11 protein-coding genes are annotated in these 14126 nt (G+C 65.0%); 9 read left to right on the top strand and 2 right to left on the bottom strand.

The window, feature by feature from the left end; all coding sequences use genetic code 11:
- Nucleotides 1–39 precede the first annotated feature (39 nt).
- The 7 genes from C1A15_RS00885 (at nucleotide 40) to C1A15_RS00855 (ending at nucleotide 8689) form a co-directional block, all read left to right on the top strand.
- A complete protein-coding gene (locus tag C1A15_RS00885) occupies nucleotides 40–726 on the top strand; it encodes a Maf family protein (protein ID WP_101723637.1) in 687 nt (228 codons plus the stop codon).
- 263 nt (nucleotides 727–989) lie between these two features.
- The gene (gene hpt, locus C1A15_RS00880; RefSeq protein ID WP_101723636.1) at nucleotides 990–1532 is read left to right on the top strand and encodes a hypoxanthine phosphoribosyltransferase; all 543 of its coding nucleotides are present in this window, start codon (nucleotides 990–992) and stop codon (nucleotides 1530–1532) included.
- Nucleotides 1533–1682: 150 nt separating this feature from the next.
- Complete coding sequence (ftsH, locus tag C1A15_RS00875) at nucleotides 1683–3887, top strand: ATP-dependent zinc metalloprotease FtsH (protein WP_245864858.1); 2205 nt, start codon at nucleotides 1683–1685, stop codon at nucleotides 3885–3887.
- Nucleotides 3884–5191, top strand: coding sequence for a dihydropteroate synthase (gene folP, locus C1A15_RS00870; RefSeq protein WP_101720828.1), 1308 nt, complete (start codon nucleotides 3884–3886; stop codon nucleotides 5189–5191). The genes ftsH and folP overlap by 4 nt, the downstream gene beginning before the upstream one ends.
- The gene (locus C1A15_RS00865; RefSeq protein ID WP_245864857.1) at nucleotides 5188–6210 is read left to right on the top strand and encodes a biotin--[acetyl-CoA-carboxylase] ligase; all 1023 of its coding nucleotides are present in this window, start codon (nucleotides 5188–5190) and stop codon (nucleotides 6208–6210) included. The genes folP and C1A15_RS00865 overlap by 4 nt, the downstream gene beginning before the upstream one ends.
- Before the next feature lie 215 nt (nucleotides 6211–6425).
- On the top strand, nucleotides 6426–7934 hold the full coding sequence (locus C1A15_RS00860) for an MATE family efflux transporter (protein WP_101723635.1): 1509 nt from the start codon (nucleotides 6426–6428) through the stop codon (nucleotides 7932–7934).
- A 164-nt stretch (nucleotides 7935–8098) separates the two neighbouring features.
- On the top strand, nucleotides 8099–8689 hold the full coding sequence (locus C1A15_RS00855) for a biotin transporter BioY (protein WP_101720826.1): 591 nt from the start codon (nucleotides 8099–8101) through the stop codon (nucleotides 8687–8689).
- 168 nt (nucleotides 8690–8857) lie between these two features.
- Here C1A15_RS00855 and C1A15_RS00850 read toward each other — a convergent pair whose 3' ends face one another.
- A complete protein-coding gene (locus C1A15_RS00850) occupies nucleotides 8858–9964 on the bottom strand; it encodes a 3-oxoacyl-ACP synthase III family protein (protein WP_101720825.1) in 1107 nt (368 codons plus the stop codon).
- 399 nt (nucleotides 9965–10363) lie between these two features.
- Entirely contained in the window at nucleotides 10364–11170 is an 807-nt protein-coding gene (locus tag C1A15_RS00845) for a gamma-glutamyl-gamma-aminobutyrate hydrolase family protein (RefSeq protein WP_101720824.1), read from the bottom strand.
- 195 nt (nucleotides 11171–11365) lie between these two features.
- Between C1A15_RS00845 and C1A15_RS00840 the strand changes: the two genes are divergently transcribed.
- Together C1A15_RS00840 and C1A15_RS00835 are read left to right on the top strand one after the other, a co-directional pair.
- Entirely contained in the window at nucleotides 11366–12610 is a 1245-nt protein-coding gene (locus C1A15_RS00840; protein WP_101720823.1) for a CoA transferase, read from the top strand.
- A 152-nt stretch (nucleotides 12611–12762) separates the two neighbouring features.
- Nucleotides 12763–14037 carry an MFS transporter gene (locus C1A15_RS00835; protein ID WP_101720822.1) on the top strand — a complete coding sequence of 425 codons (1275 nt, stop codon included), beginning with the start codon at nucleotides 12763–12765 and terminating at the stop codon, nucleotides 14035–14037.
- Nucleotides 14038–14126: the final 89 nt, after the last annotated feature.

The raw sequence follows: 14126 nt of genomic DNA, 5'->3' as shown, positions 1-14126 counted from the left end.
GTTTAGGAAAACAGGGGCGGTTGCGCTACAATGCGTCGCATGGAAAACGAACAGAACACCCAAAACGCTCCGGAGGTTTCGGTCGCTCCGGACGAGCCGATGCCCGCCCTCGACGTGGTGCTGGCCAGCGCCTCGCCCCGTCGCAAACAGCTGCTCGAGGATGCCGGCGTGCGCTTCGTCGTGCACGCGTCCGAAGTTGACGAAACGCTTGAGCCCGACCTGCTGGCCGACCCGCCCGAGGCGTGCAAAAAGCTGGCCGAGCGCAAAGCCGGCGCGGTGGTGCAGGAGGTGCTTGCGGAGGACTACGTCGGCATGGCCGCCGTCCTCGGGGCCGATACCATGGTGGTGCTCGACGGCGAGATCTTCGGCAAGCCCGTCAGCCTGTCCGATGCGAAGCGCATGCTGCGTCGCCTGTCCGGCCGTACCCACGAGGTGCTCACGGCCGTGTCCGTGTGGATGGTGGCCGCGCCCGAGCCCGAGAAGATCTCGCTGGGCTTCCGCACGTTCGTGGATCGCTCGGCCGTGACGTTCCACGAGCTCACCGACGAGCAGATCGCTGACTACCTGCGCAAGGGCGAGTCGTTCGACAAGGCGGGCGCCTACGCCGTGCAGGGGGCCGGGGCCGATCTGGTCGCGCGCGTGGACGGCGCGCTCGACACGGTCATCGGCCTGCCCGTCGGCCGCTTGCTCGAGGAGTTCCCCGACCTCGCGGGTTCGCCGTCCTGACGGACGGCGAACGACTCGACGCTAAGGAGCCCCTCGCTGACCCATTGCGCCAACCTATGACTTTTTCAACCTATCGTCCCAGTTCCCGTTGCGAAATGTAAAAATCGTGACAGGTGGGCTGGCGTTACCGTATCGTCTCCTTTTCCCGAGATGGCAATGGTACACTAACCGAACTCAAGGTAAGCGTGACGCCGTCGCTTCGCGATCGCGAAGAACGATCAGGGACGATGGCGGAAGCGAAACGCGACGAAGAGGTTAGGAACGTGCACAACGACATTTCGGAGATCCTATTCACCGAAGAGCAGATCGCAGACCGCGTATGCGAGATCGGCGCCGCCATTACGCGCGACTACGCCGATGCGGCTGACGAGGGCATCGTCCTCGTGTCGGTGCTGCGCGGAGCGGCCATCTTCATGGCGGATCTTGCGCGGAGGATCGATCTTCCGGTCGAGATGGACTATATGGCCATCTCGTCGTATGGAAACGGCGCGAAGAGCTCCGGCGTGGTGCGCATCCTGAAAGACCTCTCGTCCGAAATCGAAGGTCGCCACGTCATCGTGGCCGAGGACATCCTCGACTCCGGTCTTACCCTGACGTACCTGCTGAAAAACCTGTCGTCGCGTCAGCCGGCTTCCATCGAGGTGGCCACGCTCCTTCGTAAGAAGACGCTCGCACAGGCGAAGATCGATTGCAAATATATCGGGTTCGAGTGCCCCGACGAGTTCATCGTGGGCTACGGGCTGGACTTTGCGGAACGGTATCGCAATCTGCCCTACATCGGCATCTTGAAGCCGGAGATTTACTAGCGAAGCAGCCTTGGCGGGCGATCGGTTCGACGCTGTCGGACCGCGCGATGCGCTGAGGGTATGCGGCATCGGCCGCGTGCGACGGTGGGCCGGGCACGAGCTCGGACCTTCTCGCAGCGCGAGTCGGTGAGAAAAGGAAAGTTAGACGCTATGGCACAGCAAAACAAACAATCGCAGTTCCAGCAGCCCAGCCCGAGGACCACCATCATCTCGGTCATCCTGTTCATGCTGGTGGCCTTCTTCGTGGGCCAGCAGTTCCTGAACATGTCGTCTTCGGGCGCCAAGCCTACCGATCGCCTGATCACGTCTGAGTTCGTGCAGGCTGTCGAGCAGGATCGCGCGACGAAGGTGGTGTACAGCGCCGGCGATTACTCGGTGTCCGGCACGTACTACCCCGCGATCACGGCGGGTTCCACCGGCGCCGACGCTTTCAACGAGGCGTTCCAGGCGCTCAACGCGCGCATGGCCACGATCAAGAACCCCGATACCGGCAAAGCCCTCGGGGGCGTGGGCACCACCGACATCAACGGCGCCACGCTCGGCGTGGAGCGCAACTTCACCTCCACCTATTACGGCGGGTCGCTGGGCGACCTCATGGCCGCACATCCCAACATCCCCTACGAGGTATCGCTGCCGAGCCCCTTCATGGAGCTTCTGAGCACGCTGCTGCCCATCGGCCTGATCGCGCTCGTGCTGCTGTTCTTCTTCACGCAGATGCAGAAGGCGAACAACTCGCAGATGAGCTTCGGCAAAGCGAAGACGAAGAAGTCCATCGAAGAGCGTCCCGACGTGAAGTTCTCCGACGTGGCCGGCGTGGACGAGGCCGTCGAGGAGATGCAGGAGATCAAGGACTTCCTGGCGAACCCGGCGAAGTACCAGTCCATGGGCGCGAAGATCCCTCGCGGCTGTCTGTTGGTGGGCCCTCCGGGCACCGGCAAGACGCTGCTCGCGCGCGCCGTCGCCGGCGAGGCGGGCGTGCCGTTCTTCAGCATCTCCGGCTCCGACTTCGTCGAGATGTTCGTCGGCGTGGGCGCGTCCCGCGTGCGCGACTTGTTCCAGCAGGCGAAGGACGCATCGCCGGCCATCATCTTCATCGACGAGATCGACGCCGTCGGCCGCCAGCGCGGCACGGGCCTCGGCGGCGGCCACGACGAGCGCGAGCAGACGCTCAACCAGCTGCTCGTCGAGATGGACGGCTTCGAGAGCAACGACTCCGTGGTGCTGATCGCCGCCACGAACCGCGCCGACGTGCTGGACCCGGCGCTGCTGCGCCCCGGCCGCTTCGACCGCCAGATCGTGGTGGACGCGCCCGACGTGAAGGGCCGCGAGAAGATTCTGCAGGTGCACTCGAAGGACAAGCCCATCGGCAGCGACGTCGACCTGACGAAGGTCGCGAAGCTCACGCCGGGCTTCACGGGTGCCGACTTGGCGAACCTCATGAACGAATCGGCGCTGCTCACCGCTCGCCGCGGCAAGAAGATCATCACGCAGCAGGAAGTGTCCGAGTCCATGGAGCGCGTCATCGCCGGACCGGAGCGCAAGGGCCGCGTGCTCGACGAGCAGACGAAGCACACGATCGCCTACCACGAGAGCGGCCATGCCCTCGTCGGCCACTCGCTGCCGCATGCCGACCCGGTGCACAAGATCTCGATCATCTCGCGCGGCCGCGCGCTGGGCTACACGCTGTCCATCCCCAAGGAGGACAAGGTGCTCAACTCGCTCGGGGAGATGCGCGATGAGCTGGCCGTGTTCATGGGCGGTCGCGTGGCGGAGGAGATCTTCTGCGACGACATCACCACGGGCGCTTCGAACGATCTCGAGCGCGCCACGAAGATGGCCCGCGCCATCGTGACGCAGTACGGCATGAGCGCCGAGCTGGGCACGCAGGTGTTCGGCCAGCCGAACCACGAGGTGTTCCTGGGCCGCGACTACGGCAACACGCAGGACTACTCGGAGGAGACGGCCAAGCGTATCGACGACGAGGTCGCCCGCATCATGAAGGACGCGCACGATCGCGCCTACGAGATCCTGTCGAGCCATCGCGAGCAGATGGACCTCATGGCTAGCGTGCTGCTGGAGCGCGAGACGGTGGAAGGCGAGGCCTGTCTGGCCCTGCTGGACAACACCTGGGACGAGTATCTCAAGCACGAGGACGAGATCAATGCCCGCAAGGAGGCCGAAGAGGCCGCCGCGCGTGCTCGCGACGAGCATCTGGCCGATCCGAACTGGAAGGAAGAGCCGGTGGAGCCGGGCGACCAGGATCCGAACCCGCCCTTCCGCGAGCCGTCGGATGTGGCCGAGGGAACCGACCCGCAGGAAGCCCCCAAGCAGGAAGGCGACGAGACCGTACGATGATCTGGCGCTGTTCAACCTATGAGTTCGATACGAGGATGCCCATCGTGATGGGCATCCTCAACGTTACCCCCGATTCCTTCTCCGACGGAGGTCAGCACGATTCGCTCGACGCGGCGTTGGCGCATGCCGAGCGCATGGTGGAGGAGGGCGCCCGCATCATCGACGTGGGCGGGGAATCCACGCGGCCCGGCGCTGCGCCGGTCTCGGTGGACGAAGAGCTGGCGCGCGTGGTGCCGGTGGTGCAAGCCCTCGCGCAGCGCGACGTGTGCGTGAGCATCGACACGCGGCATGCCGAAGTGGCGCGTGCGTGCCTGGATGCGGGCGCGGCTATCGTGAACGACGTGTCCGGGTTCCGCGACGCGAGTATGGTGGAGGCGGTGCGCGAAAGCGATTGCGGCCTTGTGGTCATGCATATGCAGGGCGACCCCTCCACGATGCAGGATGCGCCCGCCTACGACGACGTGGTGACGGACGTGCGCGATTGGCTGCGCACGCGTGCGGTCGAGCTTGAGGCTGCGGGTATCGCGCACGACCGCATCTGCATAGATCCGGGCCCCGGGTTCGGCAAGACGCCGTCGCAGACGCTTGAGCTGGTGCGCAATTTCCAGGAGCTCGTGCGCCTCGGCTACCCGGTGATGGTGGCGGTGTCGCGCAAGAGCTTTTTGGGCTGGGCATACGGGATCGACGAGCCGTCCGCGCGCGACGAGGTGTCGGCGAGCGAGGCGCTCATGGCGTGCGAGCTGGGGGCCAGCGTGGTGCGCACGCACAACGTTGCTGCCACGGTTGCGGCGCTCGAAGGGCTGCGTCCGTACGTTCTCGTCGGGATGGGCTGCAACGTACCGCTGGTTGCGTCGCCTGGCGAGGAGCGCGAAGGCAAGATCGCCATGCTCAACCAAGCCATCACCGAACTGTGCTCGCTGCCCGACTCGCAGATCGTCGACATATCGAGCTTTTACGAGAGCGAGCCCGCCTATTATCTCGATCAGGACGCGTTCGTGAACGCCGTCGTGCTGCTGCGCACGGGTATCCCGCCGAAGGAGCTGCTGGGCTACCTCCATGCGGTGGAGAACAGCCTCGGCCGCGTGCGCACCGTGGAGAACGGGCCGCGCACCTGCGATCTCGACATCCTCGACTATCAGCTGTACGTCGTCGACACCGACGTCCTCACGTTGCCGCACCCGCGCTTGCTGGAGCGCGACTTCGTCGTGCAGCCCTTGCTTGAGCTGGTTCCAGGCCACGTGCTGGCGAACGACGTCCCCGTCACGACGGACGGCGCGTGCGTGGGGAAGGCCGTGCGCCTGTGAGCGACGAACGGGAGCCCCTGTTCCACGTTCGGCTTCTCGAAGAGGTTTCTTCTACGAACGATGAGGTCAAACGCGCGCTCGACAACGGCGAACCCGAGGGCCTCGTGGTTCGCGCGCTTCGGCAGGTTGCCGGGTACGGTCGCCAAGGCCGCGCATGGACCAGTCCCGAGGGCGGCTTGTACTGCTCGTTGCTGCTGCGCCCGCAGGTGGCGCCGCGCGAGCTGCCGACGTTGAGCCTGGTCGTGGGAATGGCGGTGCGCCGAGCGCTCGTGGCGTTGGCGGGGGATGTCGCCGCAGACGCCGTGCGCATCAAGTGGCCCAACGACGTGGTGCTCGTGCCCGGTCGCGCGAGTGCGGGCGCAGGTGCCGGCGCTGCCGACGTTGCTTTGGCACAAAATAGCCGTTATGAACGATTTTCCGAAGAAAGCGCAATCAGCGACCTGGGGTTTTGCGATTCCCAGGCTGTTTTGGGCGCGAAAAATCGTTCATATCGCGACTTTTGTGCCAAGCTGCCCGCATCGAGCGTCGATACATGGCGTGACGGATCGGCGGATGCGTTCGCTTCCGCGACGTTCGCCGCATCGGGAGACTCGGAACCGGCCCCTGCGAAGCTCTGCGGCATCTCGCTCGAGGCGCACGGAGGCGGCGTGTGCGTGGGCGTGGGCGTGAACGTGTTGCCGCCCGACGAGCGCCCCGACGTGGGCGGCAAGAACCGCGCCGCGTACGTGGCCGATCTCGTTCCCGTCGCGCCGCCCTCCATCGAAGCCGTGCTCGCTGCCTTCCTCGCTGCCTTCTCGCCGCTGTACGACGAGTGGGCTCGTGCCGGGTTCGCCGCCCTCGTCGACGAGTTCAACGCCCATGCGAGTCTCATCGGCCGCACGGTGAGCGTCGTCGATCGGGCGGGCTCCACCTTGGCCGAAGGCGTTGTGCGGCGCATCGACGCCCAGGGCCGCCTCGTTCTCCTCGATGCATCCGGCACCGAGATACCCGTTTCATCAGGCGAAGCCCACCTCGTCTAGCGCCTCCCGCTTCCCCTAGCGCACGGATCGAGCGGGATACGGCGTCGGTCCCTTACGCGCCTCCTCGTGGTAGCGCCGCGTCCAGATGTTTCACGTGAAACATCTGTTTGTGTACGAATTGTGTATCTGCTGCTCAGCTTTGAGCGATGTTTTCGTAGGGGTTACAATGTGCCGTTCCTCGAAAATGGAGAAAGTTGAAAGGCAGCAGCGAACTCATGGAAACAGAAGCAACGAATACCACCCTCAACTTCAACGAAGAAAGCACCGGCGCGCCCGTGGGCAAGGATCCGAAGCGCCCGGGACGCGACGACAAAGTCAGTCGCATGGGCACGGCATCCATCCCGCGCCTCATCGTCGAATTCGCCATCCCGTCCATTCTCGGCATGCTGGTGAACGGCGCGTATAACGTGATCGACTCCGTCTTCCTCGGCCAGGCGCTGGGCGAGATCGGCCTGGCCACCGCCACCGTGGCGATGCCCATTATGACGGTGTTCATGGCCATCGCCATGCTCGTGGGCAACGGCGGCAACGCGTTGGCCGCGCTGCGCATGGGCGAGGGCAACCGGGTGGAAGCCGAGCGCAGCCTGGGCAACACGGTGTGCTTGTCCATCGTGTTCGCCGTGGTGGTGGCCGTGGCCATGCACGTCCCTGCGTGCGTCGACGGTCTGCTGAGCGTTTCGGGCGCCACGCCCGAAGACTGGGAATTCGCGCGTTCGTTCATCCAGATCATCTCGCTGGGCTTCGTGTTCCAGTGCATCGGCATGGGCGTGAACAACTTCATCCGTACGGCCGGCGCGCCGAACCGCGCGCTGGGCACCATGATCATCGGCGCCGTGTCGTGCACCATCTTCAACTTCCTGTTCGTGATGGTGCTGGGCTGGGGCGTGCAGGGCAGCGCGCTGGCCACGGTGTGTGGCCAGGCCATCTCGTGCGCCACCGTGCTGTGGTACTTCATCTTCACGAAGAACGTGCCCATGAAGCTGCACCTGCGCTTCATGCCGCTGCATGTGCGCACCGTGCGCCTCATCCTGTCGCTCGGTCTGGCCAGCTTCGCGGTGCAGGCGGGCATGGCCGTGGTGAACTTCGTGCTGAACAACCTGCTGAACATGTACGGTGCCATGAGCCCGCTGGGGGCCGAGGGCGCGCTCGCGTCCATCGGCGTGGTGCAGCGCGTGTCGATGTTCGCCGTGCTGCCGCTTATCGGCGTGGCTATCGCCATTCAGCCGTTGCTGGGCTACAACTACGGGGCGCATCTGTTCGAGCGCGTGAAGAAGACGCTGTGGTATGGCATCATCGGCGCGACGGGCATCGGCGTGGTGCTGTGGACGCTCGTGCATTTGTTCCCCGAGCAGATCGTCGGGTTCTTCGGCATCACGAGCGAGTCGTTGCGCGACTTCACCGTGTTCGCGCTCAAGGTGCAGCTGCTCATGCTGCCGTTCATCGGCTTCCAAATCGTGGGCTCGAACTACTTCCAGGCAACGGGTCAGCCGCTGAAGTCCATCTTCCTGTCGCTGACGCGCCAGATCTTGTTCCTCATCCCGCTGCTCGTGGTGCTGCCGATGCTGCTGCCTGGTTGGTTCCCGCAGTTCACCAGCCTCGATGCGTTGTATTTCGCCACGCCTGCGGCCGACTTCCTGGCCATCTTCACGACGGTGGTGTTCATCATCCTGGAGATGGGCCGTCTGCGGAAGCTCAAGAGCGGCGAGCTGAAGGCGAAGTTCTAGCCGGCGCCGCCGCGCGTGCGGAGCGCGCGGAAACGTGCGCGATTCCGCATCGATCATCCCGATTGTCACCCTTGCCCAAGCCCCGCGGTTCACAAGACCGCGGGGCTTGTCTATAGTGCGATGTCGTGAAAACGGCACTTGGGCTTCGAGAGAGGAAGCGGCACATGGAGGCAAGCAAGGTGAAACAGGGTTCCGTGCGGGCGTCGCGCACGCGTTCCATCGCGTTCGTCGGGTTGACCATCGCGATCATGGGCGTGTCGGCATGGGTGGCTATCCCCTTCGGGCCGGTGCTGCTGACGCTGCAGATGTTCGCGCTCATGTTCGCCATCATGGTGCTCACGCCGAAGCAGTGCATGGCGGCCATCGCGGGCTACCTGGTGCTGGGGGCCATCGGGCTGCCGATGTTCTCGGGAATGCGCGGCGGCATCGGCATGCTGATGGGGCCGACGGGCGGCTACCTGTGGGGGTATCTGCTGGGCGCCGTCGCGGCGCTGCTCGTGCGGGAGGCGCTCGGGCGCGCGATGGGCGGCGCGAAGAGCCTCGGGGGAACGAAGGCGTTTGCCGTGGACATGATGGCGTGCCTCGCGTTCATCGTGGTGACGTACGTGTGCGGGTGCTTCCAGTACGCCGCCGTGGTAGGGGTCGACTTGGCTGCCGCCTTCGCCGTGACCATCGCGCCGTTCGCGGTGCCCGATGTGCTGAAGGCGGTGGCGGCCGTGCTATGCGCCCGCGCCGTGAAGCGCGCAATCCGGTAGATGTGTCCGGGGGTGAGACAGAGGGACGGGGTTATTGTCTCATTTTGCGGGCAAAATGAGACAATAACCCCGTCCCTCTGTCTCACCCCCGTCCCCCTGTCTCGAAGCGCTAGAGCATAAAAACGGGCACCCGCAGGTGCCCGTTTTCATGCTGATGGGGGGGGGTCGCTATGCTTCGATGAGCACGGCGCCCGAGGTGAAACCGCCGCCGAACGCGACGAGCACCACCTTGTCACCGCGCTTGATGCGGCCGCTGGCGAAGGCGTCGCAGAGGGCCATGGGCAGGCTGGCGGCCGACGTGTTGCCGGTGTGGTCGATGGACAGCTGGAAGAAGTCCATCGGACGGCCGAGCTTCTTGGCGGCGTACTTAATGATGCGCTCGTTCGCCTGGTGGGGGACAATGCAGGCGACGTCGTCGAGCGTCAGACCCGCGCGGTCGAGCGCTTCGTGCACGGCGACCGTCATAGCTTCGGCGGCGAACTTGAACACCTTGGGGCCATCCATGCGCAGCACTTGGCGCGGCTCACCGGCCTTCACGAGCTCGATGATGTCCAGCTCGTCGTCGATGCGAGGGAGCGTAGCGTCTTCGGAATGCCCGGCTTCCACGCCCTCGGTGGTGAACGGGATGGGTGCATCGAAAGCGAACGAGCAGGTCAGCGCGTTGGTGTCGTCGTCGGCGTTCGTGATGAAGCTGCTCATGATGCCCGGGCGCTGCTCGTCCCACTCGAGCACCGCCGCGCCGGCGCCGTCGCCGAACAGCACGCAGGTGTTGCGATCGCCCCAGTTCGTGACGCGCGTCAGGCGCTCGGCGCCCACCACGAGCGCGCGGCGGATAGGGTTGCGGCCGGTCGCGCCCGGCGCGCCGGCGGCGGAGCCGGCCATCATGCACTCGGCAACGGTCAGACCGTACACGAAGCCCGTGCAAGCGGCGTTCAGGTCGAACGCGATGGCGTTCTCGAGGCCCAGACGGCGGCGCAGCAGGCCGGCGGCGGAGGGCACCACGACGTCGGGCGTGATGGTTGCGTAGATGACGAGGTCGATGGTGGCGGGGTCGATGGCCCCTTCGCACCAACCGCCCTCGACGAGGCCGAGGGCCTGGCGCGCGGCGGCTTCGGCGAGGTCGGTTGCGGTTTCCTCGACGGCGACGTGGCGGGTCCTGATGCCCGTGCGCGTGCTGATCCACTCGTCGTTCGTGTCGACGAGCGCTTTCAGGTCGTCGTTCGCCACTTCCAGCTTCGGGAGGGACTTTCCGCATCCGATGATCGTGCTGCCCATGCTGCTCCATCCTCGTTCGCGCCACCGAGGCGCATCCTTAATGCTTTGATAATCAAACTAAATGCATTATAGCACCGAGCTTGTTCCTCGCCAGAAACCCAAGCGACCTTCACAAAGGGGTGGGCGAGGAGGGAGCGAGCGGGGTCGGGATCGCGCTCGGCGCGGAAGGGCGAAACCGGCTCTTGCGCCTGCTTCGTGCCGCGAGAGGGGCCGATGTGTCGCACGCGTTTCACTTGAAACATTCGTTCGCTAGCACAAAATCGCCTTTATGAACGATTCTGCATCGCTGCGAAAAATCGCGACCTGGGCTTTCTCGTCCGCGTGGAGCTTATTCCTCCCCAGAATCGTTCATAAAGGCGATTTTGTGCTAGCCGGAGGGAGCCCGAGCGTTTCCTCCTCCTACCGCGCGGCGGCTGCCAGCGCTTCGAACAACGCCGCGTTGCTGTCGAGGTATTCGGGGTGCCACTGAACGCCCAGGTAGAAGCGGAGCGCGGGGTCTTCCACGCCCTCGACGATGCCATCGCCGCTGACCGCGCACACCTGCAGCGGATCGGCCACGCGAGCGAGGGCCTGGTGATGCATCGAGTTCACCAGCAGCGAGCGCGGCGCGGGGGCGATTCCCTCCCAGCTCGTTTCCAGCGCCGCCGGCCATCCTGCCTTGCATCCCGGCACCATGCCGTCGCCCGGGCCGCCGCACAGCACGCGGTCGAGCACGCTTCCCGGCGCGATGTCCACGCGCTGCGCCACAACGTCGTAGGGAGGCTTCTGCTGATGCGCGGCCTCCGTGAGCCCGCAAGCACGCACGTCCTGGTACAACGATCCGCCCAGCGCAACGTTGAGCACCTGCATGCCTCGGCAGATTCCCAAGGTGGGCAGGTCGCGCTCGTGGGCCAAGCGCGCCAGCTCCAGCTCGAGAGCGTCGCGATCGTCGAATACGTGCACGGTTTCCGGCAGGCGCGCCTCGTCGCCGTAGGTTGCCGGGTTGAGGTCCCCGCCGCCGGCCAGCACCAGGCCGTCCAGCCGCTCCACCAGCTCGCATGCCGCGCGGCGATTCGCATCCGCCCCGCCCGCGACGGGCGGCAGCAGCACGGGCACCGCCCCGGTGGCGGCCACGCGCCGCACGTATTCCACCGTCACGCGCTCCACGGGAACGCGCTCGTCCTCTTGCTCCTCTACAACATACGTGGTGGTGATACCGATGATCATGCCGTTACCTCCGGTCGCCGTCTTCCTGTCAGCAGCATACGAAAAAGCGCTTCTTCGGGAATCGACGTGCGAGGAATCCACAAAAGCAAGAGGGAAAGGTTGGCACGCTAGTTGCTACAGGGAGGCCAGAGAAGGTTGTCTCCCGCAGATGCGGGCGACGCAGGATACGGGATCAGGACACAAGGAGGAACGCACATGAAGTCATCGGATCGCCCCAAGTTCGGCAACTTGCAGAACTTGAAGGTGCTCAACGCGGGCGCCGTCATCGCGGCGCCGTTCGTCTGCGAGCTGTTCGCCGAGCAAGGCGCCGACGTCATTGAGCTGGAAAGCACGGTGGCGCCCGACATGTACCGCATGTACGGAGATGCATGGTCGGTCGATCGCCGAAACCAGCGCATGATCACGCTCAACATCCCCTCGCCCGAGGGCAAGGAGATCCTGCTGCAAATGGTGAAGTGGGCCGACGTGCTGGTCGAGTCGTCCAAGGGCGGCACCTGGGAGAAGTGGGGGCTTACCGACGAGGTGCTGTGGGAGGCGAATCCCGCGCTGGTCATCCTGCATATTTCCGGCTTCGGCAACTGGGGCGACCCGGACTACGTGCGCAAGGCGTCGTTCGATCCCATCGGCCAGGCGTTCTCGGGCTACTCGAACCTCAACGGCTTCCCCGACAGCCCGCCCAGCGTGACCAAGCCCTTCACTGGCGACTTCATGACCGGCCTCATGGGCGCGTGGGCCACGTTGGCCGCCGTCATTCGCGCGCGCGAGACGGGCGAGGGCGAGTCCATCGACTGCTGCCAGTTCGAAGCCCTCGTGCGCTTGCAGGGCGCCACGTTGTCCGACGGCATCAACCACGGCATCCAGCCCATGCGCATCGGCAACGAAGACCTCGTGGGCGCGTGCGCCGGCGCGCAGAAGTGCAAGGACGGTTACTGCCAGGTGGCCGTGGGCGGAGCCGGCCCGGTGAAGAAACTCGTCGAGTTCTTCGGCTTCGCCGACGACCCCGACTTCCAGCCGCTCGGTACGTATCCCTCCATCACGCGCAAGCCCGGCTGCAAGAGCCTCGACGAGCCGCTTCCCGACCGCGCCGCGAAGTTTCGCGCTGCGCTCGACAGCTGGTGCGAGGAGCACACGGTTGAGGAGGTCAACCGGATATTCGGCCAGATGGGCGTGGCGGTGAGCCCCCATATGACCTACGAGATGATGCTGAACGACCCTCATTACCAGGCGCGCGAGGTGTTCGTCGACTGCTACGACGAGATCACGCAGAAGACGGTCAAGCAGGTGAACATGATCCCGCGCTTCAAAAAGCATCCCGGCAAGATCGTGCGCGGCGGGGCGAAGTACGACGCCGATACGAAAGACGTGCTGAACGAGTTCGGTTACTCGGAAGAGGAGATCGAGCTGCTGTACGAGAAGGGGGTGTTGCGCAAGGGCGAGTAATGTGCCGGGCGGTTGGCGGCCTCGACGTACTCGGGCCGAGGCCGCATCGCCGGGCAGGCGGGGAAAGGGAAATCCTCGGACGCCCTAACGATGGCATGGATTTTGCTTATCGCTAGAGCGTTGGGGATTCTACGTTCGACAAAGGAGGCATTATGGGATCTGAAACAATGAAGGGCAGCAACTACGCCTGGGCGATCGCCATCGCCTGCGTAGCCTTCTACGCTATACCGCTTGGTTTCGTGGCCAACCAAGCGGGCCTGTTCGCATCGCCGGTCATGGAAGAGTTCGGCTGGTCGCGCACCGATGCAACGCTGTACATGTCCATCCAGCCGTGGGTGGCGGCCATCTGCACGCCGTTCGCCGGTAAGCTCATCACCAAGTTCAATCCCCGCTGGGTGATGACCGCTGCCGCTGCCGTATTCGGCCTGGCCTCGCTTGCGTGCGCCTGGTTCACCGAACCGTGGCAGTGGAACGTGTACGGCGTGCTGTACGGCGCTTCTGCCGCGTTCTGGATGTACATCGCCACGCCGACGTTCATCAACCGTTGGTTCGCCAAGAGCAACGGCACCGTCATCGGCGTCATCGGCGTGTGCGCATCGCTGCTGGGCGCGTTCATGAGCCCGGTTATCCAGGGTTGGATCAGCGGCTACGGTTGGCACACCGCCCGTATTATCATCAGCGTCATCGCGCTTGTCGCGTCCGTCGTGCTGACCGCTGCGCTGCTGCGCGAGTCGCCCGAGAAGATGGGCGTGCTGCCCTGGGGCTACGGAGCTGCTGAGGTTGCGTCCGCGAAGTCCGAGGCCAAGTCCGTTATCGACGTTGCCGCCGACGAGGGTGCCACGGCTGCGCAGGCGCGCAAGAATCCCGCGCTGTGGCTGCTCATCGTGATGGCCGGCTTCTTCGTGATCGCCGCCGGCATGATGCAGCAGTTCTCGTCCTATGCTTCCACCGGCGCGCTCGGCGCGGCCGTGGGTGCTATGGGCGTGACCGTGTGCATGATCGGCCAGCTGTTCGGCAAGTTCGGCCTGGGTTGGCTGTGCGACCACACCGGCGCCCGCGTCTCCGGCGTGGTGGCCAGCGTCTTCGGCGCGCTCGGCATCGCCATCGTGCTGTTCAGCGTTGACAGCGCCATGATGTTCTACGTGGGCGTGTTCCTGTTCGGCATCGGCTTCGCGGCGCTCAACATCGTGCCGCCCATGGCGTGCCGTCAGGCGTTCGGCCAGAAGGACTACGCCAACATCTTCTCGATGGTGGCCACCGGCCTCAACGTGTTCTCCGGTTTCTCGGCGCTCATCTACGCGCAGATCTACGACATCACCGGATCGTTTGCCGGCTGCTTCTGGCTGATCATCGCGTTCTACGTGGTGACGCTCATCTGCTCGCTCGTGATCGTTCCGATGGGACGTCGCTCCTGGGCAAAGAAGTAAGCTCGCGTTTCTCGTCCAATCGCACAACGGGCCGCCCTCTCGGGCGGCCCGTTTGCGTCCATGCTTCGAAGGTGACGAGCGGGCTGGCG

Origin of the sequence: Eggerthella timonensis, from assembly GCF_900184265.1 — a bacterium.
Classification (GTDB): Bacteria; Actinomycetota; Coriobacteriia; order Coriobacteriales; family Eggerthellaceae; genus Eggerthella; species Eggerthella timonensis.
The sequence above is the reverse complement of the archived record's forward strand: the minus strand, read 5'-3'. Positions and strand labels throughout refer to the sequence as shown.